Origin of the sequence: Microbispora oryzae (assembly GCF_017896165.1) — a bacterium.
Classification (GTDB): Bacteria; Actinomycetota; Actinomycetes; order Streptosporangiales; family Streptosporangiaceae; genus Microbispora; species Microbispora oryzae.
The window spans coordinates 131,409-156,240 of the sequence record NZ_JAFCNB010000006.1 but is presented as its reverse complement, the minus strand read 5'-3'; the positions used below and the strand labels follow the sequence as shown (position 1 = coordinate 156,240).

The window sequence follows — 24,832 nt, the reverse complement described above, 5'->3', positions numbered from 1 at the left end:
CGTCAGGCCCGGATGCGGATCCGGCCCGCCGCGCAGCGACTACGCTTGACGTCCGTGCTTGTTCTGGCCTTCGACACCGCCACGCCCGCCGTCACGGCGGCGCTCCACGACGGCGCCCGGGTGATCGCCGAGTCGACGACGATCGACGCCCGCCGCCACGGCGAACTGCTCGCCCCCGCCGTCCAGCAGGTGCTGCGAGCCGCGGGCGCCGAGCTTGGCGACGTCACCGCGATCGTGGCGGGCACCGGGCCGGGGCCGTACACCGGCCTCCGGGTGGGCCTGATGACCGCCACCGCGCTCGCGTCCACGGCCGGGGTGCCCGCGCTCGGCGTCTGCACCCTCGACGCGCTCGCCTACGCCGCCGAGACGGACGGCCCGTTCCTCGTCGCCACCGACGCCCGCCGCAAGGAGGTCTTCTGGGCCAGGTACGGCGACCGGCGCACCCGGCTCGACGGCCCGCGGGTCGACCGGCCGCAGGACCTGCCGGGCGAGCTGCCCGTGGTGGGGGCGGGCGGCCGGATGTACGCGGAGACGATCGGCGCCGGCCGCGTCACCGGCCCGGAGCATCCCTCGGCCGGGGCCATGGCCGCGCTCGCGGCCGAGCACCTCGCGCCGCTGTCGGCCGGAGAGGTCGCCGAGATCGCCCGGGTGCCGGAGGGCCGCGTCGACTCGGTCGAGAAGGCGTCCGGACTGGGCGTGCTGGGCCCCGCCCGGCCGATCTACCTGCGTCGTCCTGACGCCCAGGTGCCCGGGGCGCCGAAGCGGGTCACGGCGTGACGATGGCGCGAGCCGAGCTCCGCCAGATGACGCGCGACGACCTGCCGACCGTGATGGAGATCGAGCGCGCGACGTTCCCGGCCGACGCCTGGAGCGAGGCGATGATGCGCGGCGAGCTGCGCGACCAGCCGCGCACCCGCCACTACGTCGTGGCGGAGATCGACGGGACGATCGTGGGCTACGCGGGGCTGGCCGTCGCAGCCGACCAGGCCGACGTGCAGACGATCGCCGTCCTGGCCGGGCACCGCCGCGCGGGGATCGGGGCGGCGCTGATGGACGAGCTGCTCGCCGAGGCCGTCCGGCGCGGGGCGAGCTCGGTGTTCCTGGAGGTGCGGGCCGACAACCCGCCCGCGCAGGCGATGTACGAGAGGTTCGGGTTCGTCCGGCTCGGCGTCCGGCGACGCTACTACGACGACGGCACGGACGCGATCACCATGGTGAAGGAGCTCGGAGAGCGGGACGGCCGATGAGCGGGCGACGGCAGGGGCGGGACACGCCCGGCCCGTGGCCCGCGACCGGTCCCCGCTCGGGGCGGCCAGGCGAGGAGGAGACATGAGCACGTCAGACGAGCCGATCGTCCTGGGCATCGAGACGTCCTGCGACGAGACCGGTGTGGGCATCGTCCGCGGCCACACCATGCTGGCGAACACGATCGCCTCCAGCATGGACGAGCACGCCAGGTTTGGGGGCGTGGTGCCCGAGGTGGCCTCGCGGGCCCACCTGGAGGCCATGTCGCCGACCGTGGAGGGGGCGCTCGCCGCGGCCGGGCTGCGGCTGTCCGACATCGACGCGGTCGCCGTCACGGCGGGTCCGGGCCTGGCCGGGGCCCTGCTGGTCGGCGTCGCCGCCGCCAAGGCGTACGCGATGGGCCTGGGGGTGCCGCTCTACGGGGTCAACCACCTCGCCGCCCACGTGGCCGTCGACCAGCTCGAACACGGCCCGCTGCCGAAGCCCGCGATCGCGCTGCTGGTCAGCGGCGGCCACTCGTCGCTGCTGCTGGTGCCCGACGTGGCCAGGGACGTCGTGTCGCTGGGCTCGACCGTGGACGACGCGGCGGGCGAGGCGTTCGACAAGGTGGCGCGGGTGCTCGGCCTGCCGTTCCCCGGCGGGCCGTACATCGACCGGGCGGCCAAGGAGGGCTCAGGCGCGGCCATCGGGTTCCCGCGCGGCAAGTACGACGACGGGACGCTCGACTTCTCGTTCTCCGGCCTGAAGACCGCCGTGGCCCGATGGGTGGAGGCCCGCGAGGCGGCGGGCGAGCCGGTGCCGGTGCCCGACGTCGCCGCGTCGTTCCAGGAGGCCGTCGTCGACGTGCTCACCCGCAAGGCGCTGCAGGCGTGTGCGCGCTACGGCGTGGACGACCTGCTGATCGGCGGAGGAGTGGCCGCGAACTCCCGGCTCCGCGCGCTCGCCCAGGAGCGCTGTGACGCGGCGGGCGTGCGGCTGCGCGTGCCGCGGCCCGGCCTGTGCACCGACAACGGCGCGATGGTGGCCGCGCTCGGCGCCGATCTGGTGGCGGCCGGCGTGGAGCCGTCGACGCTGGAGATCCCGGCCGACTCGTCGCTGCCGATCACCACGGTCCACGTCTGATCGGATCCCGGCCCGGTCTCGCGGGGGATCAGTCCCCGGGGGACCGGGTGGGGCGCAGCAGCGCCTCGGCGAGGGCCAGCATGGTCTCCTCCAGTGCGGCCAGCCGTCTCGCCATGTCGCCGTGGGCCGGCTCCACGATCCGGGCCACCGCGCCCGCCACGGCGTCGGCCGTCTGCTCGCGGTCGGGCCGGCTCCGCACCGCCTCGACCAGTGGCGTCAGGACGCCGCCCGCGGTCGTGACCTCGGCGCTGACCTCGTCGACCGCGGCGGTCAACCGGCCGACCCCGGCCGCGACGCCCTCCACGCCGGTGCCGATTCCCGCGAGGCCCGTGGTGACGCGCTCGTCCACGGTCTCCATCCGGTCGAGCAGGACGCTCTCCAGCCGCTCGGTGCGCTCGGTCAGCTCCGCCATCGCCCGGTCGAGCCGGGTGAACCGGCCGGCCGCGGCCTGCATGCTCGTGTGGAACTGGGTGAGGCGCTGGGCGAACTCGGTCATCCGCTCGGTCAGGGCCTGCGTGTGACCGCCGGCCTGCTCCACGTGCTCGCGGAGCAGGTCCATGTGCTGGGCCAGCCCCTCCGCCCACGCGGGCGGCTTGGCGGTCATCTCGTCGAGACGCGACCCGACGGCCTCCAGGGCCGCGCACAGGCCGCCGAGCTCGCGCTCGCGCACCTCGCGCAGCAGCCACTCCATGCCCTCAAGCCGTTGCCGGATCTCGTCCAGCACCGCGCCCTGGGTGCGCTGCTCGTACACATGGTCCTGCGCGGCCCGGGCGAGGAGCTCGCGCATCCGGTCGGAGATGGCGGTCTGGCTGCCCGCCTGGAGGAGGTTGTGGCCCGAATGCTCCACCTAGAGCTCCTTCACTCGCCGACCCGGAGCGTCCGGCCCGATCTCACGGAGAGGAAACGAACAGGCGGGCACGCCCGCGCGCCAACTTTAGGCCCACACCGGCCCGGCCCTCGCGGAGACAGAAAAAGATCGTGATTGCCGATGGATTGGGCGATATGCCCAGGTCAGGGACGGCCGACCGCGGCGCAGATCAGCACGTACGGGCGGTCTTCGACGCGGGTGAGCACCAGCACGGCCGCGTTGTCTCCGGCGAGCCGCAGGTCCTTGCGGAGCCGCTCGACGTCGACGGCGGAACCGCGCTTCATGATCGTCACGGCGCCCACCTTCCGCTCGCGCAGGGTCGCCCGGAGGCGCTTGAGCGAGAACGGGAGCACGTCGGCGATCTCGAAGCAGGCCGCCCACGGCGTCCGGACCAGGCGGTCGGAGGTGATGTACGCGATGCGTGGGTCGAGCAGCCGCCCGTCCACCATCGCGGCGACCTCGGCGACCAGGTGGGCGCGGACCGCGGCCCCGTCCGGCTCGTAGAGGTAGCGTCCCGCGGGCCCGGTCTCCGCCTCCGCTCCCGTCGCGGTCAGCGTCGCGCCGGAGGGCAGCAGGGTCGCCCGCCGCCCGCCGGGGCCCGGACCGGCCCAGATCGCCGCCTCCTTGACCTCGCCCCGATAGGAGACCCACTCGGCCTCCGCGCCCTCGGGGATCAGCTCGTACGGGATGCCGGGGGCGACCTTCAGGCAGGCGGCCCGCGCCCGGGACACCAGGTCGAGGACGGCCGGCCAACTCGGGGAGTAGGCCATCGGGTCGAACGTCCGTCCCCTGGCCCCCCGCCTGGCGGGATCGGCGAACAGCAGGCCGTGCCGCGAGGGGTCGGCCGCCGCGGCGTCTCCCGTACGGACCGCGATCCGGCCGGACAGGCCCAGGACCGCCGCGTTGGCGCGGGCCACCTCGGCCGTGAGCGGGTCGAGGTCGACCGCGTCGACGGCGCACCCCGCGCGGGCCAGTGCCAGGGCGTCGCCGCCGATACCGCAGCAGACGTCGAGCACCGTGGGCGGGCCGTCCGGGCCCGACCCGCGCACGACCCGCTCGGCCCGGTGGGCGGCGACCTCGGCCCGGGTGGCCTGCTCCACCCCGTGAGGGGTGAAGTACATGACCGTGGCGTCCGCGCCGAACTTCGCCTCGGCCCGCCGCCGCAGCGACGCCTGGGTGAGCGCGGCGGAGGTCAGCTCCGGGGAGTGCGCCCGGCGCAGCGCGGTCGCGGCCGCGACCGGATCGGCGCCCCCGGCCAGGACGTCCGCCGCGTCGGCCAGAGCCCTCTGCCCCGCGGGTTCGAGCAGCGCGCGAAACGCCTCCAGATCCACGAATCCCGACGCTACCGTCTCGGGCGCCCGCCGGTGGATGGTGGTGCCAGGAGGAAGGCGGGGTGAGAACGGCGGCGGTGTGAGGGGGACGACCGTCGCGCACCTGACCTGCGGTGCGGGTTCGTGTTGACTGTCACGCGCCACTTGCATACTGTTTCGTGTTGGCACTCTCCCGCTGAGAGTGCCAACAGCGACGAGATTGGTCTGACACCCGCGACGGCAGGCCGCTGGTCGCCTCTTCAGCTCATTCATCGCAATCTGAAGGGGAGGTCCGATCGTGACGACCGCCACTAAGGTTCCCGTTAAGCCGCTTGGCGACCGCATCGTGGTCCAGCCGCTTGAGGCCGAGCAGACCACCGCCTCCGGCCTGGTCATCCCGGACACCGCCAAGGAGAAGCCGCAGGAGGGCCGAGTCCTCGCGGTGGGCCCGGGCAACTGGGACGAGGACGGCGAGAAGCGGATTCCGCTCGACGTCAAGGAGGGCGACGTCGTCCTCTACAGCAAGTACGGCGGCACCGAGGTCAAGTACGGCGGCGAGGAGTACCTGGTGCTCTCCGCGCGTGACGTGCTCGCCATCATCGAGAAGTAGGCCGCGCACATCATGTGGAGCCCCGGGACGCGTGCCCGGGGCTCCGGTGTCTAAGGAGACATGAATGCCGAAGATCCTGGAGTTCGAAGAGGACGCGCGGCGCGCTCTTGAGCGTGGCGTGAACGCTCTCGCCGACGCCGTCAAGGTGACCCTCGGCCCGCGTGGCCGCAACGTCGTCATCGACAAGAAGTTCGGCGCTCCGACCATCACGAACGACGGCGTGACCATCGCCCGCGAGGTCGAGCTCGAGAAGCCGTACGAGAACCTCGGCGCGCAGCTCGCCAAGGAAGTCGCCACCAAGACCAACGACATCGCGGGCGACGGCACCACGACCGCGACCGTGCTGGCCCAGGCGATGGTCCGCGAGGGCCTGCGCAACGTCGCGGCCGGCGCCCAGCCGCTGGCCCTCAAGCGCGGCATCGACCGCGCCGCGAAGGCCGTGAGCGACCGCCTGCTGGACACCGCCCGCCACGTCGAGGACAAGAAGGAGATCGCCAACGTCGCGACGATCTCCGCCCAGGACGCCAAGATCGGCGGTCTGATCGCCGAGGCGTTCGACAAGGTGGGCAAGGACGGTGTGATCACCGTCGAGGAGTCCAACGCCATGGGCCTGGAGCTGGAGTTCACCGAGGGACTCCAGTTCGACAAGGGTTACCTGTCGCACTACATGGTGACCGACGCCGAGCGCATGGAGGCGGTCCTCGAGGACCCCTACGTGCTGATCCACCAGTCCAAGATCTCCTCGATCGCGGACTTCCTCCCGCTGCTGGAGAAGGTCGCCCAGACCAAGCGGCAGCTCCTGGTCATCGCCGAGGACGTCGAGGGCGAGGCCCTGGCCGTCCTGGTGACCAACAAGATCCGCGGCACCTTCACCTCGGTCGCCGTCAAGGCCCCCGGTTTCGGTGACCGCCGCAAGGCCATGCTGCAGGACATCGCGATCCTGACCGGCGGCCAGGTCGTCAGCGAGGAGGTCGGCCTCAAGCTGGAGCACGTCGGGCTCGACGTGCTCGGCACCGCCCGCCGCGTCGTGGTGACCAAGGACACGACCACGATCGTCGACGGCGCCGGCGACGCGCAGGCCATCGAGGACCGCGTCCGCGAGATCAAGCTCGCGATCGAGCAGTCCGACTCCGACTGGGACCGCGAGAAGCTCCAGGAGCGTCTCGCCAAGCTGGCCGGCGGCGTGTGCGTGCTGCGGGTCGGCGCGGCCACCGAGGTGGAGCTCAAGGAGAAGAAGCACCGCCTGGAGGACGCGATCTCCGCGACCCGCGCCGCGATCGAGGAGGGCATCGTCTCCGGCGGTGGCTCCGCGCTCGTGCACGTGTCGAAGGAGCTCGACGACCTCGGCCTGGTCGGCGACGAGGCCACGGGTGTCTCGATCGTGCGCAAGGCGCTCGTCGAGCCCGCCCGCTGGATCGCCGAGAACGCCGGTCTCGAGGGCTACGTCGTGACCACCAAGATCGCCGCCCTGAACGCGGGTGAGGGCCTCAACGCCGCCACCGGCGAGTACGGCGACCTGGTGGCCCAGGGCGTCATCGACCCGGTCAAGGTGACCCGCTCGGCCGTGCAGAACGCCGCGTCCATCGCGGGCATGCTGCTCACGACCGAGGCCCTCGTGGTCGACAAGCCCGAGGAGGAGGCCCCCGAGGCCGCCGGTCACGGTCACGGCCACGGTCACGGTCACTGAGCCCGGTCACCGGCCCGGTCATCGGGTCCGGCCACCCGGCCCGGCTTCCGGGCCGGGCCACGGTCCGGCCACTGACGAAAACGGCTCCCGCCGCCAGGCGGGGGCCGTTTCTTTTATCCCTGTCAGAAGGCCTGACAAATATCGCTTGATTTGGGGCAATTGGTTGGAATGTTCCAACGGCCGCGTGTCCACCCGATTACCTGCTGTTATCGGCGGGTCAATGTGACCAATCCGTAGCCGTTAACCATGACGACATGAACCAGCGCGACGGGCATCATGCCTAACGTGACCGAGGGATGCGTCGCCGACGCCGCAACTGGGGTAAGGCTTGCGACGAGATCGGATGAGTCCGACCTCAGGGAACTGACCAGCCTTGCCGTACAGGGAGATCGCACTGCGATCGAAACGCTTCTGGGACGTCTGCGCCCCATGGTGGTGCGCTACTGCAGGGCCAGACTGGGCAGGGTATCCGGTCACTACCACATCGCCGACGATGTGGCCCAGGAGGTGTGCATCGCCGTCCTGGCGGCCCTGCCGCGCTACCGCGACATGGGCCGCCCGTTCGCGTCGTTCGTCTTCGGGATCGCGTCGCACAAGGTGGCCGACGCCCTGCGCAGCTCCGTCCGCTCGGCGGTGCCGACGCAGGATCTTCCTGACGGACCGGACGAGGGGCCGGGGCCGGAGGAGACCGTGGTGCGCTACATCGAGGCGCAGCACGCCCGCGCGCTGCTGTCCCGGCTGCCGGACAACCAGCGCGAGCTTCTCATCTTGAGGGTGGTCTCCGGCCTGTCGGCGGAGGAGACCGGTAATGTACTCGGCATGTCACCAGGTGCTGTCCGGGTCGCCCAGCATCGCGCTCTGGCCAGGCTCAGGCAGCTGGCCGAGTTGGAGTCGATTGCGTGACCGTTGATCGTCGCCGTACGGCACACCGTAAGGGGTCGTACGGCGATGCAGGCGTGGATGGCGACCTGAGGCGGGTGGACGCCGTCCTCGACGCGCTGGGCCGGCGTGAGCCGGTGTCCGGCGGAGATCCCGCCGTGCGGGTGCTCGCCGCGCTGGCCGCCGATGTGGACGGTCAGTGGCTCTCTTCGGTGTCGATCACGCCGTCCACGTAACCCCGGGCGTACTCCCAGCTCACGTAGTCGGCCGGATCGGGCTGGTAGGCCGGCTCGTGCACCTGGGGACGGCCGTTGTCGATCATCTGGCGTAGGTTGCCCCGCAGCAGGTCCCAGTCGAAGTAGTGCTGGTCGCCGCACTCGGGGCAGTCGAGCACGAGCCCGAGCACGCCCTGCGGTTCGAGCAGGGAACGGAAGACCTCGACGTCGGCGAGGTCCGTCAGCGCCTCGTCGCGTTCCTCGATCGTCAGGGGCTCCACATCGTCGGGCGCGCCGAGCTCGGCCGCGGGGTCTTCGGGGTCGTCCGCGAACGGGTCGCGGGGGACGTCTTCCAGCACGCATCCCACCTTATGGCCCCCGTGCTGCGGTCGAGGGAAAGTGCGGCCCACTGGGGATGGAGCGGCGGACGGTTCCGGACCTGCCCTTTGGGAAACGTGACGGGAGTCCCGCGGCGGGCCGGCGGGGTCAGAGCCAGCCGCGCCTGGCCGCCTCGACCCCCGCGTGGAAGCGGGACTGGGCGCCCAGCTCGCTCATCGCGCCGGCGAACCTCCCACGGACGGTGCGGACGGAAACGCCCAGGTGACGGGCGATGGCCTCGTCGCTCAGCCCCTGCGCCGCCAGCCGCAGCACCTGCCGGGCGTCGCCTCTCGTCCGGGACGGCACGGGCGTGGCGCGGGTCCACAGCTCCTCGAAGAGCGCGCGCAGCGCGGCCACCGCCACGGGGGCACGGACCAGGTAGCAGTTGTAGGCGTGCTCCGGCGGGGGCGTCCCCCACGCGGCGGGCAGCCCGGCCGCGTCGTCTCCCACGGCGAAGAACCAGCTGGGCACGTTGTCCAAGGTACGGACGCCGGCGCCGGCCGCGACGAGCCGGTCGCAGCCCTCGCGCACCCGTGGACTGGCCAGCGCGGAGACCGACACGACCGTGCGGGAGCGAAGCACCCCGTCCTCGATCGCCTGGATCCACGCCCCTGTGTACCTTTCAGCGAACCGGCCCATGGTGCGCCGGTCGGGGATCGCCGCGACGAGGTCCGCGGGCGGGGCCTGCAGGGCGAGGCCGACGACGCTCTCGTAGAGCTCGTCGGCGTCGCTGACCGCCTCGACGGAGAACTGGCCGCTCTGGTGGTCGCGGCCCGCGTCGTAGTGGTGGGTGAGCCGGCCGACGGCGTCGAGCGCGGCGTCGAGCTGGCGGCTCTCCCTGGCCAGCCGGTCGAGGCGGTCCGCCACCAGCCGCCCGATGGCAGCGGCCGGATGGCGGGCCAGGTAGTCGCCGTCCTGCACCTCCACCGCGCCGAGCCGGACGAGGCGGGTGAGGGTGTCGAGCACGTCGTCGGCGGGCCGCTCCACGACCTCGGCGATCTCGCCGGGCGTGGCGCGGTGCAGCTTCAGCACCGTCGTGTAGACGGAGGTCTGCTCCCGGGTGAGTCCAAGGCTTTCGAGGGTGTCCGCGTCGCGCGTCGTCCTCATGGTCCTCCGTCGCTGGGTTCCGCTCGCGAAAACGTCTCGCGGCTTCCGCGCTCGCGGAGCTCGCGAAGCCCGGTCCCTCGCCTTGCCACGAGTCGCGAGAATAGCTCGGCTTTTCCCCCGCTGTCCGGCCCATTCGCACAATAGTGAGACCCCGGACGGCTGATTTCGTGCGTGCGCTTTTTCGTTTCGTTCGCAGTTTCGAAAATCGCCGATATGCAGCTTTGTGCAACTGCACGTTGGGGCATTGCGCGCGGACGCTCCGTGACGCATCCTTGACTCAGCGTCAGCCGGGACCATGCGGTCGAGCGCGGAGGGGGGCCCGACCGCCTGGCAGGCGCGACGCGTGGGATGTGGGGGGACCGGCCATCGGTCCCCCCACTTTCTCTGTCCGCCGCCCTTGACAGGTCGGCCGGGTTCCGCTTCGCGACGGCCACTAGACTGGCCTCGGGTCCGGCGAGGGGCCCGCAGGGCAGGAGGGGTTGCGATGGCCAAGTTCACCGAGCCGGGGCTCACGTTCGACGACGTGCTCCTGGTTCCCGCCTACTCGGATCTGCAGCCGGGTGAGGCGGACACCACGACCCGGCTGTCCAGGAGCGTCACGCTGCGCATCCCGCTCGTGTCCGCCGCGATGGACACGGTGACCGAGGCCCGCATGGCGGTCGCGATGGCCCGGCAGGGCGGCATCGGGATCCTGCACCGCAATCTCCCCATGGAGGAGCAGGCCCAGCAGGTCGACCTCGTCAAGCGCTCCGAGGCCGGGATGGTGACCAACCCGGTGACCTGCTCGCCGGACGACACGCTCGCCGACGTCGAGCGCCTGTGCGCCACCTACCGGATCTCCGGTGTGCCGGTGACGGACGACCAGGGCGTGCTCGTCGGCATCGTGACCAACCGCGACATGCGCTTCGAGACCGACCAGAGCAAGCCGGTCCGCGACGTCATGACGCCGATGCCCCTCGTGACGGCCCCGGTCGGGGTCTCCAGGGACGAGGCCTTCCGGCTGCTGCGGCAGAACAAGGTGGAGAAGCTGCCGCTGGTCGACGGGTCGGGCCGGCTCCAGGGCCTGGTCACGGTCAAGGACTTCACCAAGAGCGAGCAGTATCCCCTCGCCACCAAGGACGCCCGCGGCCGGCTCATGGTCGGCGCCGCGATCGGAGTGGCGGGCGACGCCGAGAAGCGCGCCATGGCGCTGATCGAGGCGGGCGTGGACGTGATCGTCGTCGACACGGCGCACGGGCACTCCCGGGGCGTCTGCGAGATGGTCGCCAAGATCAAGGCGAACGGCCAGGTCGACGTCATCGGCGGCAACGTCGCCACCCGGGCCGGAGCCCAGGCGCTGGTCGAAGCGGGCGTCGACGCGGTGAAGGTGGGCGTCGGGCCCGGCTCGATCTGCACGACCCGGGTCGTGGCGGGGGTCGGCGCGCCGCAGCTCACCGCGATCTACGAGGCCGCGCAGGTGTGCGCGCCCGCGGGCGTGCCCGTGATCGGGGACGGCGGCCTCCAGTACTCCGGTGACATCGCCAAGGCCCTGGCGGCCGGGGCGGACACCGTGATGCTGGGCTCGCTGCTGGCCGGCTGCGAGGAGTCCCCCGGCGAGCTGATCTTCATCAACGGCAAGCAGTTCAAGTCGTACCGCGGCATGGGCTCGCTCGGCGCGGTGCGCAACCGGGAGCGCGGCGGCGCGTCGTTCAGCAAGGACCGCTACGCGCAGGCCGAGGTCAGCGGCGAGGACAAGTACATCCCCGAGGGCATCGAGGGCCAGGTGCCCTACCGCGGCCCCGTGGCGGCGGTGGCGCACCAGCTCGTCGGCGGCCTGCGGCAGGGCATGTGGTACACGGGCTCCCGCACGATCGCCGAGATGCACGAGAAGGCGCAGCTCATGCCGATCACCTCGGCGGGGCTGAAGGAGAGCCACCCCCACGACATCCAGATGACGGTCGAGTCCCCCAACTACCACCGGCGATAGCGGACGACGGTACGGCTCCCGCGCGGCGACGGCGGGAGCCGTACGCGAGTAACGGGAAAGAACAGGCGACAATGACACAGGTGGAGATCGGGCGCGGCAAGAGCGGGCGGCGTGCCTACGCGCTGGACGAGATCGGCATCGTGCCCTCCCGGCGCACCCGAGACCCGGAGGAGGTCTCGATCTCCTGGCAGATCGACGCCTACCGGTTCGACTCGCCGCTGGTGGCGAGCCCGATGGACAGCGTGGTCTCGCCGGCCACGGCGATCGAGATCGGCCGGCTCGGCGGCCTCGGCGTCCTCGACCTGGAGGGGTTGTGGACGCGCTACGACGACCCCTCGCCCCTCCTGGAGGAGGTGGCCACCCTCGACCAGGACGCGGCCACGCGGCGGCTGCAGGAGATCTACACCGCCCCCATCAGGGACGAGCTGATCGGGCGGCGCATCGAGGAGATCAGGGCCGCCGGCGTGACGACGGCCGTCCGGCTGTCCCCGCAGCGGACCGTGCAGCACCACAAGGCCGTGATCGACGCGGGCGTCGACATCTTCGTGATCCGCGGGACGACGGTCTCCGCCGAGCACGTCTCCGGCCGGGCCGAGCCCCTCAACCTCAAGCAGTTCATCTACGAGCTCGACGTCCCGGTGATCGTGGGCGGCTGCGCGACCTACACCGCCGCGCTGCACCTCATGCGGACCGGCGCGGCGGGCGTGCTGGTCGGCTTCGGCGGCGGCGCCTCCCACACCACCCGCAACGTGCTCGGCGTGGTCGTGCCGATGGCCACGGCGGTCTCCGACGTCGCCGCCGCGCGCCGCGACTACATGGACGAGTCGGGCGGGCGCTACGTCCACGTCATCGCCGACGGCGGCATGGGCGGCTCGGGCGACATCGCCAAGGCGATCGCCTGCGGCGCCGACGCCGTCATGGTGGGGTCGCCGCTGGCCCGGGCCGCCGAGGCCCCCGGCCGCGGGTTCCACTGGGGGTCGGAGGCCCACCACCCGGAGCTGCCGCGCGGCAGGCGGGTGGAGTTCGGCACGATCGGCACCCTGCGGGAGATCCTGCACGGCCCCTCGTCCCTGGCCGACGGGTCGATGAACCTGATGGGCGCGCTGCGCCGCACGATGGCCACCGCGGGCTACTCCGACCTCAAGGAGTTCCAGCGCGTCGAGGTGGTCGTCGCCCCGCCGCAGCGCTGACACCCGGACGCCGGGCCCCGGTGTCCGCCGGGGCCCGCCGGCCGGGCGCGCGGCCGGTCAGACGCCCGCCGGGCGCGTGACCCAGGATCCGCGCTTCATCACGCCGTCCACGTTCAGGTCGTCGTCGAGCACCACCAGGTCGGCGTACCGGCCGGTGGAGATCGACCCGATCTCGGCGTCCAGGCCCAGCACGCGGGCCGGGGTCTGCGACGCCATCCGGACCGCGTCGGTGATGGGCACCCCGAGATCTCCGACCGTCCGGCGGAAGGCGACGTCCATGGTGAGGGTGCTGCCCGCGATGGCTCCGCCCTCGGCCAGCCGGGCCACGCCGTTCTCGACGTTCACCGTCATCGGGCCCAGCGGGTAGGTGCCGTCGCCCATGCCGGCCGCCGCCATCGCGTCCGTGATGAGGGCGGTACGGCCGGGGCCCGCCGCCCGCATGGCGAGGCGCAGCATGGCCGGGTGGACGTGCACGCCGTCGTTGATGAGCTCGATCGTCACCCGCTCGTCCTGGAGCAGGGCGGCGATGGGCCCCGGATCCCGGTGGTTCAGCGGGGGCATGGCGTTGTAGAGGTGGGTCGCGACGCCGCCACCGGCCTCGATGCCGGCGATCGTCTGCTCGTAGGTCGCGTCGCTGTGGCCCAGGGCGGCGACGACGCCCTCGGCCCTGGCCTCTCTGATCACATCGAGCGCGCCGGGCAGTTCGGGTGCGATGGTGATCATCCGGACGTGGCCGCGGCCGGCCTTCACCAGTGCCTGGAACTCGGCGCGGTCGGGGGTGCGCAGCAGTGCGGGGTCGTGCGCCCCGCAGCGGGCCCTGGCGATGTACGGGCCCTCGAAGTGGATCCCGGCGATCAAACCCTGCTCGGCGAGATCGGCCAGCGTGCCGGCGGCCCGGGCGAGCGCGTCGGGGGAGGCCGTGACGAGGCTGGCCAGGGCCGTCGTCGAGCCGCGGGACAGGTGGAACGCGGCTACGGCGGCGGCCGTCTCGGGATCGCCGTCCGGGTAGGAGCCGCCGGCCCCGCCGTGGGTGTGGATGTCCACGAAACCGGGCACGACCGTGCGCCCGCCCAGGCTCAGGCCGGGTCCGGGCGCCCGTCCGTCGCCGATGTGGGTGATCCGGCCGTCCTCGATCGTGAGCCAGCCGTCGCGCACCCCGCCGGGGGTGACGACACGGGCGTCCGAAACAGTCACGCTCATGCGGACATCTTCGCTAACGCGCTCCCCGCCCGCCGCCGGGGGGCCGCGTCGGCCGTACGGAACCGGATCCCTCGGATATCCGGCGATGGCGGATCATTCCGCCGGGCGGCCTGTTTACTGACAATTCCGGAGATCCTTGGCTAAAAGGGAGGAATGGCGTGGAGTTTCGGGTAGCTCCCCACCGGTAGATTCGCCTCGGCAGACGCAACAGCCGTACAGAGGGAGCCGTATGACGGCGAGGATGGGCGCGGCGCGGCTGGGCCCGGCGGAACGTTCCGCCGCGCTTACGCGCATGGTGGCGCAGGAGCTCGACGTGGTCGTGATCGGCGGAGGCGTCGTCGGCGCCGGCGCCGCCCTGGACGCCGCGACCAGAGGTCTGTCGGTGGGCGTGGTCGAGGCGCGCGACTTCGCCTCGGGCACGTCGTCGCGGTCGTCCAAGCTGATCCACGGCGGGCTCCGCTATCTGGAGCAGCTCAACTTCGACCTGGTGCGCGAGGCGCTGCGGGAGCGCTCCATGCTGCTCCAGCGGATCGCGCCGCACCTGGTGAAGCCGGTGCCGTTCCTCTACCCGCTGACGCATCCCGGCTGGGAGCGGCCGTACATCGGCGCGGGCCTCGCGCTCTACGACACGCTCGGTTTCTCCTTCGGCTTCCGGCGCGGCGTGCCCGGTCACCGCCACCTGACCCGGCGGCGGGCGCTGCAGGTGGCCCCCTCGTTGCGGCGCGCCGCGTTCACCGGCGCCGTGCAGTACTGGGACGCGCAGGTCGACGACGCGCGCTTCGTCATGACCACCCTCAGGACGGCCGCGACGTACGGCGCGGAGGTCGTGTCCCGGGTCCAGGCGATCGCGTTCCTCCGGGAGGGGGAGCGGGTGACCGGCGTCCGGGTATGCGACCTGGAGACCGGGGCCGAGCTGGACATCCGGGCGCGTCAGGTGGTCAACGCGACCGGGGTGTGGACCGACGACATCCAGCAACTCGTCGGCGGGCGCGGGCGCATCCACGTCACCGCGTCCAAGGGCATCCACCTGGTGGTGCCCCGCGACCGGATCCACTCGGTGACCGGGATCATCATGCGGACGGAGAAGTCCGTGCTGTTCGTGATCCCCTGGGGCCGGCACTGGATCATCGGCACCACGGACACCGAGTGGACCCTCGACAAGGCCCATCCGGCGGCCTCCCGGGCCGACATCGACTACCTGCTCGATCACGTGAACGCGGTCCTGTCCGTGCCGTTGACCAGGGACGACGTCGAGGGCGTGTACGCCGGGTTGCGGCCGCTGCTGGCCGGGGAGTCGGAGGAGACGTCCAAGCTGTCGCGTGAGCACGTCGTGACCCATCCGGTGCCCGGCCTGGTCATGGTGGCGGGGGGCAAGTTCACCACGTACCGCGTCATGGCGGCGGACGCGGTCGACGCGGTCGCGCACGGCCTCGACCAGCGCGTCCCGCCGTCGTGCACGGACCAGGTGCCGCTGGTGGGCGCGGAGGGCTACCGCGCGCTGTGGAACTCGCGGCACCGGCTGGCGCGGTCGTCGGGGCTGCACGTGGCGCGGATCGAGCACCTGCTGGAGCGGTACGGCTCACTGATCGACGAGTTGCTCGTACTGATCGAGGAGGATCCCTCGCTCGGGCGGCCGCTGAGCGGTGCCGACGACTACCTCCGGGCCGAGATCGTCTACGCCGCGACCCACGAGGGGGCCCGGCACCTGAACGACGCGCTGACCCGGCGCACCCGCATCTCGATCGAGACCTTCCACCGGGGCACGGCGGTGGCCCAGGAGGCCGCCGAGCTGATGGCCGGGCCGCTCGGCTGGGACGACGAGCAGGTCAAGCGCGAAGTGGAGTACTACACCAAGCGGGTGGAGGCCGAACGCGCCTCGCAGGAGGAGGACACCGACCAGGCGGCCGACGCGATCCGCCTCGGCGCGCCCGAGATCGTGCCGGTGGCCCCGCCGGAGCGCCGTCCCTCCTGACATCCGGTCTGATCTGACCACCGGCCGCCGGAGCCCGGCGAGGGCCACGCGGCCCCCGCCGGAGCGCAGTCAGGCGAACGGGATCCAGGCCCGGTCGGCGAGGGTCGACGAGTCGCTGACCTTGAGCCCGAGGTCGGACAGCGTCCAGAGCGTGTCGCCGATGACCAGGCAGCGGTGGATGCTCGGGTCGGGCGCCGACACGCCGTCCTTCGGCGGGACCGGGTGCGTGATCACGCCCTTCTCGGCGATCGCGTCGTCGCCGACCCGCAGGACGACGGCCGCCCCGGCGCCGCGCGACCAGTTCGTCAGCGGGACCATGGCCAGGCCCGACTCCGGCCAGTAGAGGAACGCGTGCGGATCCCACTCGGCCTCCGAGCCCGAGTCGGGCTGGTGGAACCGGGAGAGGATCGTCGGCGCGGCCGGGTCGGACACGTCGAAGAGGGAGATCTGGGTGCCGGTCGCCCGGCCCTCCGTGCTCGCCTCCTGGCCGATCCCGATGAGTCGTCCGTCCCCGGCGGGGTGCAGGTAGGCCGAGTAGCCGGTGATCTTCAGCTCGCCCGACACCCGGGGACGGGCCGGATCCCGCAGGTCAAGCGCGTACAGCGGGTCGGTCTGCCGGAAGGTGACCACGTAGCCGAGGTCGCCGATGAACCGGACCGAGTAGATCCGCTCGCCCCGCCCGAGGCCGGTGACCGACCCCACCTGGCCGAGCGTGTTCGCGTCGAGCACGTAGACGCCGCTCTGGCTCGTCCCCGGCGTCGCGCCGAAGACCTCCGCGTCGCTGGTGGTGGCCACCCGCAGCCGGCCCTCGTACTCCGACAGGGAGTACTGGTTGAGCAGCCGCCCCGGGACGGCCCCCGAGGAGACGTAGCGGGGAGCGCCGGCGCCGCCGATGTCGAACCGGTGCACCTCGGTCCGCTCCGGCGGGGCGGCCGGGGCCGACGTGGCAGGCGCCGCGGCCCCCGCGGCCCCTGCTGCCACGTCGACGGCGGGGCCGGCGAACCACCAGCGCGGGTTGCTGGTGACGTACAGGCTGCTTCGCGTCCCGTACACGGTGTCGCCGTCGGCGGCGACCGCGACCGGGGTGTCGGCGGCGAAGGGCTGGGCGGGGTCGGCCGCCAGGTCGACCGTGTGGACCGTCAGCATGGACGTGCCGGTGAACTCGTCCGGGTGGCTGACCTGGTCGCAGCCCACCCGCTCGGTGCGGCGGGCGCCGCCCGACTCGATCTCGTACGAAGGCTGCCAGGCCTCGGCCGGAGCGGAGCGCACGGCCTCGCGGTTGCGGTCGAGCATTTCGCTCTCCGCGGCGTTCTCCTTCGGGGGCGGGAAGGTGATCTCCGGCTGCGACCGGACCACGATCCGCACGGTCGAGCCGACCTGGCGGGCGTCGACGTGGGTGCCGTGCGCCGTCAGCGTCCCGAGGACCCGCGGCCGGCCCGAAAGGTCCACCAGCAAGTACATCGAGCCGTCCGGGCCGGGCCGCCGCTTGGCCATCGCGCCGAACGGGATCGCCCCGCCGCCCTGGAACAGCACGAGCGCGCGGTCGCCGGAGACCAGCAGGTCGCCCTGCATCCAGCTCTGGTCGGGGGGGACCAGCCGCAGGGTGCCGGTCACGGCCCGGCTCGCGGTGTCGACCACGCGGAGCACCCCGGCGGAGACCGAGATCACCCGTTTCCCGTCGGTTTTGATCACGTCGGGCTCGTCCACTCCGGCCTCCTGGACGTTGGTCGTCGAGTAGGACGGAGCGGGCGTCGCCTGCTTGGCCGAGGCCGCCGCGTCGGAGCGGGCGAACATCAATCCGGGTCCGAATCCCCAGGCCGTCACGTTCCGCGCGGTCGTCTCCCGCAGCCCGGCCGTCATCTCGTCGCAGCCCGAGTACGAGACGAGCCGGACCTTCCCCGTCAGGTCGGCGGTTCCGGGGGAGGGCGTCGCACGGCCGTCGGCGCACGCCGTGACCAGCAGTCCGGCGGCGGCGAGGACTCCCGCCGTGCGCATCCATGTCTTCATGCCCCTACGACGGATCCGGACCGCCTCCGGTTCGGACCGGCGCATTAATGTCGCATTACCAGCCAGTAGCCAGTAGGCGGGCTCCGGAATATTCTTCCGGCATGGGTGCCATGATTCGGACGTTCGACCCGGATGTGACCAGCCGGCTTGTCGGGCACGTCGCCTCCGGCGGCGAGACGCGGGCGATCCCCGCCCCCTTCACCGGCGAGGTCCTCGCGGAGGTTCCCCTCTCCACGGCCGAGGACGTCCGCCAGGCGTACGCCACCGCGCGGGCGGCCCAGCGGGCCTGGGCGGCGCTGCCCGCCCGTGAGCGGGCCGAGCCGTTCCTGCGGTTCCACGACGCGCTCATCGACCGCCGCGCCGAGTTGCTCGACATCGTGCAGTGGGAGACGGGCAAGGCCAGGCGCCACGCGTACGAGGAGCTCCTCGACGCGGCCGGCTGCACGCTCTACTTCGCCCGAAGGGCCCCCGGCCTGCTCGAACCCCGGAGACGGCAGGGGATCTTCCCCGTCGCCACCCGGGTGACCGAGCTGCGCCACCCGAAGGGCGCGGTCGCCGTGATCAGCCCGTGGAACTATCCGCTCGCCCTGGGCGTGGGCGACGTGGTCCCTGCGCTGCTGGCCGGCAACGCCGTGGTCCACAAGCCCGACACCCAGACGCCGCTGTCGACGCTCTGGGTCGTCGACCTGCTCGCCGAGCTGGGCATGCCCCGGGACATCTGGCAGGTCGTCGTCGGGGACCCGGACGTGATCGGCGAGCCCCTCGTCGACGGCGCCGACTACGTGGCGTTCACCGGCTCGACCCGGGCCGGCCGCAGGATCGCCGAGGAGGCCGCGCGGCGGCTGATCGGCTGCTCCCTGGAGCTCGGCGGGAAGAACCCGATGATCGTCCTCGACGACGCCGACCTCGATCTCGCGGCGCAGGGGGCCATCCGGGCGTGCTTCTCCAACGCGGGTCAGCTCTGCATCGCGATCGAACGGCTGTACGTCCAGGAGGGGGCGGCCGACGCGTTCCGCGACAAGCTCGTGCGGGCGGTGCGGAACATGCGGATCGGCCCCGGCTTCGACTGGGACGTCCAGATGGGCTCCCTCACCCATTCCCGCCAGCTCGACGGGGTGGCCGCGCACGTCGCGGACGCCGTGGCGAAGGGGGCCACCGTGCTCACCGGCGGGCGGGCCCGCCCCGACCTCGGCCCGCTGTTCTACGAGCCCACCGTCCTAGACGGCGTCACCGACGACATGGCCGTCTGCCGGGACGAGACGTTCGGCCCGCTGGTCTCGATCTACCGTTTCGCCGGCGAGGACGAGGCGATCGAGAAGGCCAACGACACGGTCTACGGGCTCAACGCCTCGATCTGGACCCGCGACCCGGCCAGGGCCCGCCGGGTCGCGGCCCGCGTCAGGGCCGGGACCGTCAACATAAACGAGGGGTACGCCGCGGCGTACGGCTCCTACGACGCCCCGATGGGCGGGATGAAGGCCTCCGGCCTCGGCCGCAGGCACGGCGCGGAGGGCCTGCTCAAATACACGGAGGCGCAGACCGTGGCCAGCCAGGCGACCTGGCTCGGCTTCGAGCCGGTCCTCGGGATGGGCTACGACCGGTACGCCGACACCCTGGCGGGGCTGCTCAAGACGATGAAGCGGCTCCGGCTCAAGTGAGCGGCCCGCCGGTGGACTACGACGTGGTGGTGGTCGGGTCGGGCTTCGGCGGCAGCGTGGCCGCGCTCCGGCTCGTCGAGAAGGGCTACTCGGTCGGCGTCCTGGAGGCGGGCCGCCGGTTCGACGAGCGGACCCTGCCGAAGACCTCCTGGCGCGTGAGGGACTTCCTGTGGGCGCCCGCCCTCGGCATGAAGGGCATCCAGCGCATCCACGTGCTCGGCGGCCGCAGCGGCGTCATGGTCCTCGCGGGGGCCGGGGTGGGCGGCGGGTCGCTGGTCTACGGCAACACCCTCTACGAACCACTTGACCCGTTCTTCGCCGATCCGCAGTGGCGGCACATCACCGACTGGAAGGCCGAGCTCGCGCCCTACTACGACCAGGCGAAGCGGATGCTCGGCGTGACGGAGAACCCCACGGTGACCCCCGCGGACGAGATCATGCGCCGGGTGGCCGAGCGGATGGGCGTGGGCGGCACCTTCCGCCTCGCGCCGGTGGGCGTCTTCTTCGGCGAGCCCGGCGTCGAGGTGGACGATCCGTACTTCGGCGGGGCCGGGCCGCGGCGGCGCGGCTGCGTGGAGTGCGGCGAATGCATGACCGGCTGCCGCCACGGCGCCAAGAACATGCTGATCAAGAACTACCTCTACCTGGCCGAGCGGGCCGGGGCGCGGGTCCACCCCGGAACCACCGTGACCGGGATCCGGCCCGTCGAGGGCGGCTACGAGATCACGACCCGCGGGACCGGCCCGTTCGGGCGCGCCCGCACGCTGACCGCCGGCCAGGTGGTATTCGCCGCCGGCACGTACGGCACGCAGCGCCTGCTCCACCGGCTGCGGGCGACCACGTTGCCCCGCCTGTCGTCCCGCCTGGGGGCGCTCACGCGGACCAACTCCGAGGCGCTCCTGGGCTTCGAGCGGACCACCGCGGCGGGGGAGAGGCTCAACCGGGGAGTGGCCATCACCTCCTCGATCCACCCGGACGCCGAGACGCACATCGAGCCGGTCCGGTACGGCGACGGCTCCAACGCGATGGGCCTGCTGCGCACGCTCCTGATCGACGGCGGCGGCCGGGTGCCGCGCTGGCTGGGTTTCCTCGGCGCGGCACTGCGGCGCCCCCGCCTGGTGCCCCGGCTGTTCAACCATCGGCGCTGGTCCGAGCGGGCGGTCATCGCCCTCGTCATGCAGGCGAAGGACAACTCGGTCACGGTGTCGCTCAAGGGACGCAGGCTGACGGCGCGCCCGGGCCACGGCGAACCGAACCCGACCTGGATCCCGGCCGGTCACCGGGCCGTCCGGCTGGCGGCGGAGGAGATCGGCGGAATTCCGGGGGGATCGTGGCTCGATCTCTTCGACATCCCGGCCACCGCCCACTTCCTCGGCGGCTGCGTGATCGGCGACTCGCCGGACACCGGGGTCGTCGATCCCTACCACCGCGTCTACGGCTACGAGGGCCTGCACGTGGTGGACGGATCGGCCGTGTCGGCCAACCTCGGGGTCAACCCGTCCCTCACGATCACCGCGCAGGCCGAGCGGGCCCTGGCGATGTGGCCCAACAAGGAGGAGGCCGACCCGCGCCCGCCGCTCGGCGCGCCGTACGCCAGGATCGCGCCGGTCGCCCCGGTCCGGCCCGTCGTGCCGCCGTCCGCGCCGGCGGCGCTCCGCCTGCCGATCGTGGAGATCACTCCGCCACCCCCCGGCGAGCGCTGAGCGGTCGTATCAGGCGGGGGTGACCGCGCCGATAGACTGGCCGTACCGCTCGCTGCCTTTGGGGGTACCTTCCGGTGTCTGAGTTCGACACGGTCCTGGTGGTCGACTTCGGCGCGCAGTACGCGCAGCTGATCGCCCGCCGGGTGCGTGAATGCCACGTCTACTCCGAGATCGTCCCCTCGACGATGCCGGTGGCCGAGATGCTGGCCAAGAAGCCCAAGGCGATCATCCTGTCCGGCGGCCCGTCGTCGGTGTACGCCGAGGGCGCCCCGGCCGTGCCTACCGGCCTATTCGGCACCGGCGTGCCGACCTTCGGCATCTGCTACGGCTTCCAGGCGATGGCCCTGGCGCTGGGCGGCCAGGTCGCCAGGACCGACGCGGCCGAGTTCGGCGGCACGCCCCTGCGGGTGCTCGAACAGGGCGCGCTGTTCGCGGGCCTGCCCGCGTCGCAGACGGTGTGGATGTCCCACGGTGACTCGGTGGTCGGCGCCCCCGAGGGCTTCGCCGTCACCGCCTCGACCGACGCCACTCCCGTCGCCGCGATGGAGGACCCCTCCCGCGGCCTGTACGGCGTGCAGTTCCACCCCGAGGTGCTCCACTCCGAGCACGGCCAGGCGGTGCTCAAGCACTTCCTCGACGCGGCCGGCTGCCGCCCGTCGTGGACCATGCTCAACATCGTCGAGGACGCCGTCGCGGCCGTCCGCGACCAGATCGGCGACGGCCGGGCCATCTGCGCCCTGTCCGGCGGCGTCGACTCCGCGGTGGCCGCGGCGATCGTGCAGCGGGCCATCGGCGACCGGCTCACCTGCGTCTTCGTCGATCACGGACTGCTCCGCAAGGGCGAGGCCGAGCAGGTCGAGCGCGACTTCGTCGACGCCACGGGCGTGAAGCTGCGGGTGGTCGACGCCTCCGAGCGTTTCCTCAAGGCGCTGTCGGGGGTGACCGACCCCGAGGAGAAGCGCAAGATCATCGGGCGGGAGTTCATCCGGGTCTTCGAGGACGAGCAGCGCGCGATCCTCGCCGACGGCCCGGTCGACTTCCTCGTGCAGGGCACGCTCTATCCCGACGTGGTCGAGTCGGGCGGCGGCACCGGCACCGCCAACATCAAGTCCCACCACAACGTCGGCGGACTGCCGGACGACCTGCGGTTCGAGCTGGTTGAGCCGCTGCGCACGCTCTTCAAGGACGAGGTGCGCCGGGCCGGTGAGCAGCTCGGCCTGCCGTCGGCCATGGTGTGGCGGCAGCCGTTCCCCGGCCCCGGCCTCGGCATCCGCATCATCGGCGAGGTCACCCGCGAGCGCCTCGACGTGCTGCGCGACGCGGACGCCATCGCCCGCGAGGAGCTGTCGCGCGCCGGCCTCGACCGCGACATCTGGCAGTGCCCGGTCGTGCTGCTGGCCGACGTCCGCTCGGTCGGCGTGCAGGGCGACGGCCGCACCTACGGTCACCCGGTCGTGCTGCGCCCGGTCACGTCCGAGGACGCGATGACGGCCGACTGGTCACGCGTGCCCTACGACGTGCTGTCGCGCATCTCCACCCGCATCACGAACGAGGTGCGGGAGATCAACCGGGTCGTCCTGGACGTGACGAGCAAGCCCCCGGGCACCATCGAGTGGGAGTGATCCTGAGCACGGATCCCATCCGGAGATCCCGTCTTCAGGTGTGAAATCCGGCATGGCGGATAGGGTGGCGCGGTGATTGCCACCCAGCCAGCCGTCGCGTCGTCCCCCACCTCGGCCACCAGGCTCGCCTGGCTGGACGCGTTGCGCGGAATCGGGGCGATGGCCGTGGTGGCCGAGCACTCGCTGCCCTGGTTCATGCCGTCGCTGCGGCCGTACTGGTTCAACCTCGGCATGTACGGCGTGCTCGTGTTCTTCCTGGTGAGCGGCTACATCATCCCGGCCTCGCTGGAGCACCGGGGCGACGTCCGGGCGTTCTGGATCAGCCGGATCTTCCGGCTTTACCCGCTCTATCTGGTGGTCATCGCGGCGGTGCTGGTGGTGGCGTTCTGGGTGCCGGTGCGCCCGCAGGTGCCGCGCCACCCGTCGGCCGTGGCGGCGCACCTGACGATGCTGCTCGACGTCGTCCACATCGGGGCGGTCGCCGACCCGATGTGGACGCTGTCGTACGAGATGGTGTTCTACCTGCTGGTCACCGCGCTGTTCACCGGCGGGCTGCACCGGCGCAGCGGGGCGCTCGCGGTGGGCTTCGGCGCGCTGGCGGTCTGCGCGGGCCTGGCCCTGACGGCCCCGCTGCTGCCCGGTCCGTGGCCGGCCCTCGCGGCGGCCGCGGTATTCGTGACCGGGATGGTCTGCCTGGTGACCGGCCGGTTCCGGCGGGCGGCGGCGTACGCGCTGGGGGCGATGGCGCTGATCCTGCTGGTGTTCGGCAGCTTCGTGCCGTGGTTCGGGGCGGCGATCCTGGCCGTCATGTTCGCCGGCACGGCCGTCTACCGCTGGGAACGGGGGACGGGCGGCCTCGCCCCGGTCGTCGTCACGGTGGCGCTGGTGGCCGTCGCCCCGGTGTGGGCGGACCAGGCGGGCTGGTGGTGGGTCCAGCCCGACGTGTGGATCACCACCATCGTCCTGGCGGGCGGCACGTTCGCCCTCGCCATGGCCTTGCGAGGGCGACGCGTGCCCGGAGTGCTGACCTGGCTGGGCCTGATCAGCTACTCGATCTATCTCGTGCACCATCCGCTGCTGCGCTACCTCAGCGCGCTGGTGGGCGACCTGCGCGCCGTCCCGCCCACCGTTCAGGCGACACTGGCGCTCGGCTACCTGGTGGCGCTGCTCACCCTGAGCTGGCTGACGCACCTGCTGGTCGAGACGCCCACCCAGCGTCTGGGGAAGCGGCTCAGCCGGCGACCACGGACGACTGCTCCGGATACACCTGTCCCGGGATGAGCTCCTGACCCTCGAGCAGGGTCGAGACCGTCACGAAGTGGTAGTCCTCCGCGGTCAGCTTCTTCAGCACGGCGGGCAGGGACTGGACGGTCTGCTTGACCGTCTCGTGCATCAGGACCACCTCGCCCTCCCCGGCGACGTCGAGCGCGCGGGAGGTCAGGACGCCGACGTCCCGGTAGTCCTTGATGTAGTCCTTCGTGGCGACCGTGCCCGGGATCTGGATGAGGCCGAACTTGGCGGTGATCTCCTCGACACCGCCGTTGCGGAGGCCGCCGGGCGCGCGGAACAGCACGGGCGCCTTGCCGGTCGCCTTCGTGATGATCCGCTGGGCGTCGCCGATCTCCTTGTTGATCTGCTCGTAGGTGAGGTCGGTCAGATACTTGTGATCCCAGGTGTGGTTGCCGACCTCGTGACCAGCCTTGGCGATCATCGCGGTCAGCTTGGGGTGCTTCTCCACCCGGTTGCCGATGACGAAGAACGTCGCCTTCGCGTGGTAGGTGGCCAGCGTCTTGAGCAGCGTCTCGGTGTAGTCGGCGGGGCCGTCGTCGAAGGTCAGCGCGATGCACTTGTGGGTCGCGCAGAACGGCTCGCGCCGGGCGGACGCCGCCTGGGCGGAATCGGCCTGGGCGGGGACGGCGGCGGCCGCCGCCAGCGCACAGGCGAGAGTGAGGGGAATGAGGGTGCGAAAAGGCATGATGGGACTCCTCGGGGATCTTTCACGCGGCATCGTAACGCGCGACTCTGTGGACGACCTCCCAGACAAGCCCCGTCCGTCCCGTTTGATCATGCTCGTCCAGCACGGCCGCACCAGG

Annotated in this window: 21 protein-coding genes; 14 read left to right on the top strand and 7 right to left on the bottom strand. The window is 72.2% G+C overall.

The window, feature by feature from the left end:
• The first annotated feature begins 54 nt into the window (after positions 1-54).
• The 3 genes from tsaB to tsaD all read left to right on the top strand — a co-directional run bounded on the left by tsaB (position 55) and on the right by tsaD (position 2,367).
• On the top strand, positions 55-777 hold the full coding sequence (tsaB, locus tag JOL79_RS13460; protein WP_210156116.1) for a tRNA (adenosine(37)-N6)-threonylcarbamoyltransferase complex dimerization subunit type 1 TsaB: 723 nt from the start codon (positions 55-57) through the stop codon (positions 775-777).
• A gap of 2 nt (positions 778-779) precedes the next feature.
• Positions 780-1,247, top strand: a complete 468-nt coding sequence (gene rimI, locus JOL79_RS13455) for a ribosomal protein S18-alanine N-acetyltransferase (protein WP_230984768.1) — start codon at positions 780-782, stop codon at positions 1,245-1,247.
• An 82-nt stretch (positions 1,248-1,329) separates the two neighbouring features.
• Complete coding sequence (gene tsaD / locus JOL79_RS13450; RefSeq protein WP_210156115.1) at positions 1,330-2,367, top strand: tRNA (adenosine(37)-N6)-threonylcarbamoyltransferase complex transferase subunit TsaD; 1,038 nt, start codon at positions 1,330-1,332, stop codon at positions 2,365-2,367.
• Between the two features lie 28 nt (positions 2,368-2,395).
• On the opposite strand, the gene JOL79_RS13445 is transcribed toward tsaD, so the two are convergent.
• Together JOL79_RS13445 and JOL79_RS13440 are read right to left on the bottom strand one after the other, a co-directional pair.
• On the bottom strand, positions 2,396-3,214 hold the full coding sequence (locus tag JOL79_RS13445) for a hypothetical protein (protein WP_210156114.1): 819 nt from the start codon (positions 3,212-3,214) through the stop codon (positions 2,396-2,398).
• 164 nt (positions 3,215-3,378) lie between these two features.
• Positions 3,379-4,566, bottom strand: a complete 1,188-nt coding sequence (locus JOL79_RS13440; RefSeq protein ID WP_210156113.1) for a class I SAM-dependent methyltransferase — start codon at positions 4,564-4,566, stop codon at positions 3,379-3,381.
• A gap of 277 nt (positions 4,567-4,843) precedes the next feature.
• Here JOL79_RS13440 and groES point away from each other — a divergent pair, with 277 nt between their 5' ends.
• The 4 genes from groES to JOL79_RS13420 all read left to right on the top strand — a co-directional run bounded on the left by groES (position 4,844) and on the right by JOL79_RS13420 (position 7,957).
• Positions 4,844-5,155 carry a co-chaperone GroES gene (gene groES, locus JOL79_RS13435; RefSeq protein ID WP_030508383.1) on the top strand — a complete coding sequence of 104 codons (312 nt, stop codon included), beginning with the start codon at positions 4,844-4,846 and terminating at the stop codon, positions 5,153-5,155.
• 64 nt (positions 5,156-5,219) lie between these two features.
• Positions 5,220-6,842: a chaperonin GroEL gene (gene groL / locus JOL79_RS13430; protein ID WP_210156112.1), complete on the top strand. Its 1,623-nt coding sequence runs from the start codon at positions 5,220-5,222 to the stop codon at positions 6,840-6,842.
• Positions 6,843-7,118: 276 nt separating this feature from the next.
• Positions 7,119-7,745 carry a sigma-70 family RNA polymerase sigma factor gene (locus tag JOL79_RS13425; RefSeq protein WP_210156111.1) on the top strand — a complete coding sequence of 209 codons (627 nt, stop codon included), beginning with the start codon at positions 7,119-7,121 and terminating at the stop codon, positions 7,743-7,745.
• Positions 7,742-7,957 (top strand): anti-sigma-D factor RsdA, encoded by a 216-nt coding sequence (locus JOL79_RS13420; RefSeq protein WP_210156110.1) that lies wholly within the window; start codon positions 7,742-7,744, stop codon positions 7,955-7,957. The genes JOL79_RS13425 and JOL79_RS13420 overlap by 4 nt, the downstream gene beginning before the upstream one ends.
• Here the strand turns inward: JOL79_RS13420 and JOL79_RS13415 are convergent.
• Together JOL79_RS13415 and JOL79_RS13410 are read right to left on the bottom strand one after the other, a co-directional pair.
• Positions 7,918-8,295 (bottom strand): DUF5319 domain-containing protein, encoded by a 378-nt coding sequence (locus JOL79_RS13415; RefSeq protein WP_210156109.1) that lies wholly within the window; start codon positions 8,293-8,295, stop codon positions 7,918-7,920. The two genes, JOL79_RS13420 and JOL79_RS13415, sit on opposite strands and share 40 nt — an antisense overlap.
• Positions 8,296-8,422: 127 nt before the next feature.
• The gene (locus JOL79_RS13410; RefSeq protein ID WP_210156108.1) at positions 8,423-9,421 is read right to left on the bottom strand and encodes a helix-turn-helix transcriptional regulator; all 999 of its coding nucleotides are present in this window, start codon (positions 9,419-9,421) and stop codon (positions 8,423-8,425) included.
• A gap of 484 nt (positions 9,422-9,905) precedes the next feature.
• Between JOL79_RS13410 and guaB the strand changes: the two genes are divergently transcribed.
• Both guaB and JOL79_RS13400 read left to right on the top strand, forming a co-directional pair.
• Positions 9,906-11,387: an IMP dehydrogenase gene (gene guaB / locus JOL79_RS13405; RefSeq protein ID WP_210156107.1), complete on the top strand. Its 1,482-nt coding sequence runs from the start codon at positions 9,906-9,908 to the stop codon at positions 11,385-11,387.
• Positions 11,388-11,458: 71 nt separating this feature from the next.
• Positions 11,459-12,577 carry a GuaB3 family IMP dehydrogenase-related protein gene (locus JOL79_RS13400; RefSeq protein ID WP_210156106.1) on the top strand — a complete coding sequence of 373 codons (1,119 nt, stop codon included), beginning with the start codon at positions 11,459-11,461 and terminating at the stop codon, positions 12,575-12,577.
• Between the two features lie 57 nt (positions 12,578-12,634).
• On the opposite strand, the gene nagA is transcribed toward JOL79_RS13400, so the two are convergent.
• Positions 12,635-13,777 carry an N-acetylglucosamine-6-phosphate deacetylase gene (nagA, locus tag JOL79_RS13395; protein ID WP_210156105.1) on the bottom strand — a complete coding sequence of 381 codons (1,143 nt, stop codon included), beginning with the start codon at positions 13,775-13,777 and terminating at the stop codon, positions 12,635-12,637.
• Positions 13,778-14,006: 229 nt separating this feature from the next.
• Between nagA and JOL79_RS13390 the strand changes: the two genes are divergently transcribed.
• Entirely contained in the window at positions 14,007-15,749 is a 1,743-nt protein-coding gene (locus JOL79_RS13390) for a glycerol-3-phosphate dehydrogenase/oxidase (protein WP_210156104.1), read from the top strand.
• A 69-nt stretch (positions 15,750-15,818) separates the two neighbouring features.
• Here JOL79_RS13390 and JOL79_RS13385 read toward each other — a convergent pair whose 3' ends face one another.
• On the bottom strand, positions 15,819-17,756 hold the full coding sequence (locus tag JOL79_RS13385) for a beta-propeller domain-containing protein (RefSeq protein ID WP_210156103.1): 1,938 nt from the start codon (positions 17,754-17,756) through the stop codon (positions 15,819-15,821).
• 101 nt (positions 17,757-17,857) lie between these two features.
• Between JOL79_RS13385 and JOL79_RS13380 the strand changes: the two genes are divergently transcribed.
• The 4 genes from JOL79_RS13380 to JOL79_RS13365 all read left to right on the top strand — a co-directional run bounded on the left by JOL79_RS13380 (position 17,858) and on the right by JOL79_RS13365 (position 24,020).
• Positions 17,858-19,414 (top strand): succinic semialdehyde dehydrogenase, encoded by a 1,557-nt coding sequence (locus JOL79_RS13380; protein ID WP_210156102.1) that lies wholly within the window; start codon positions 17,858-17,860, stop codon positions 19,412-19,414.
• An 11-nt stretch (positions 19,415-19,425) separates the two neighbouring features.
• Positions 19,426-21,117, top strand: coding sequence for a GMC oxidoreductase (locus tag JOL79_RS13375; protein ID WP_210156101.1), 1,692 nt, complete (start codon positions 19,426-19,428; stop codon positions 21,115-21,117).
• Positions 21,118-21,191: 74 nt separating this feature from the next.
• The gene (gene guaA, locus JOL79_RS13370) at positions 21,192-22,739 is read left to right on the top strand and encodes a glutamine-hydrolyzing GMP synthase (RefSeq protein WP_210156100.1); all 1,548 of its coding nucleotides are present in this window, start codon (positions 21,192-21,194) and stop codon (positions 22,737-22,739) included.
• Positions 22,740-22,811: 72 nt separating this feature from the next.
• Positions 22,812-24,020: an acyltransferase family protein gene (locus tag JOL79_RS13365; RefSeq protein ID WP_307848513.1), complete on the top strand. Its 1,209-nt coding sequence runs from the start codon at positions 22,812-22,814 to the stop codon at positions 24,018-24,020.
• On the opposite strand, the gene JOL79_RS13360 is transcribed toward JOL79_RS13365, so the two are convergent.
• Positions 23,971-24,714 (bottom strand): polysaccharide deacetylase family protein, encoded by a 744-nt coding sequence (locus JOL79_RS13360; RefSeq protein WP_210156099.1) that lies wholly within the window; start codon positions 24,712-24,714, stop codon positions 23,971-23,973. The two genes, JOL79_RS13365 and JOL79_RS13360, sit on opposite strands and share 50 nt — an antisense overlap.
• Positions 24,715-24,832: the final 118 nt, after the last annotated feature.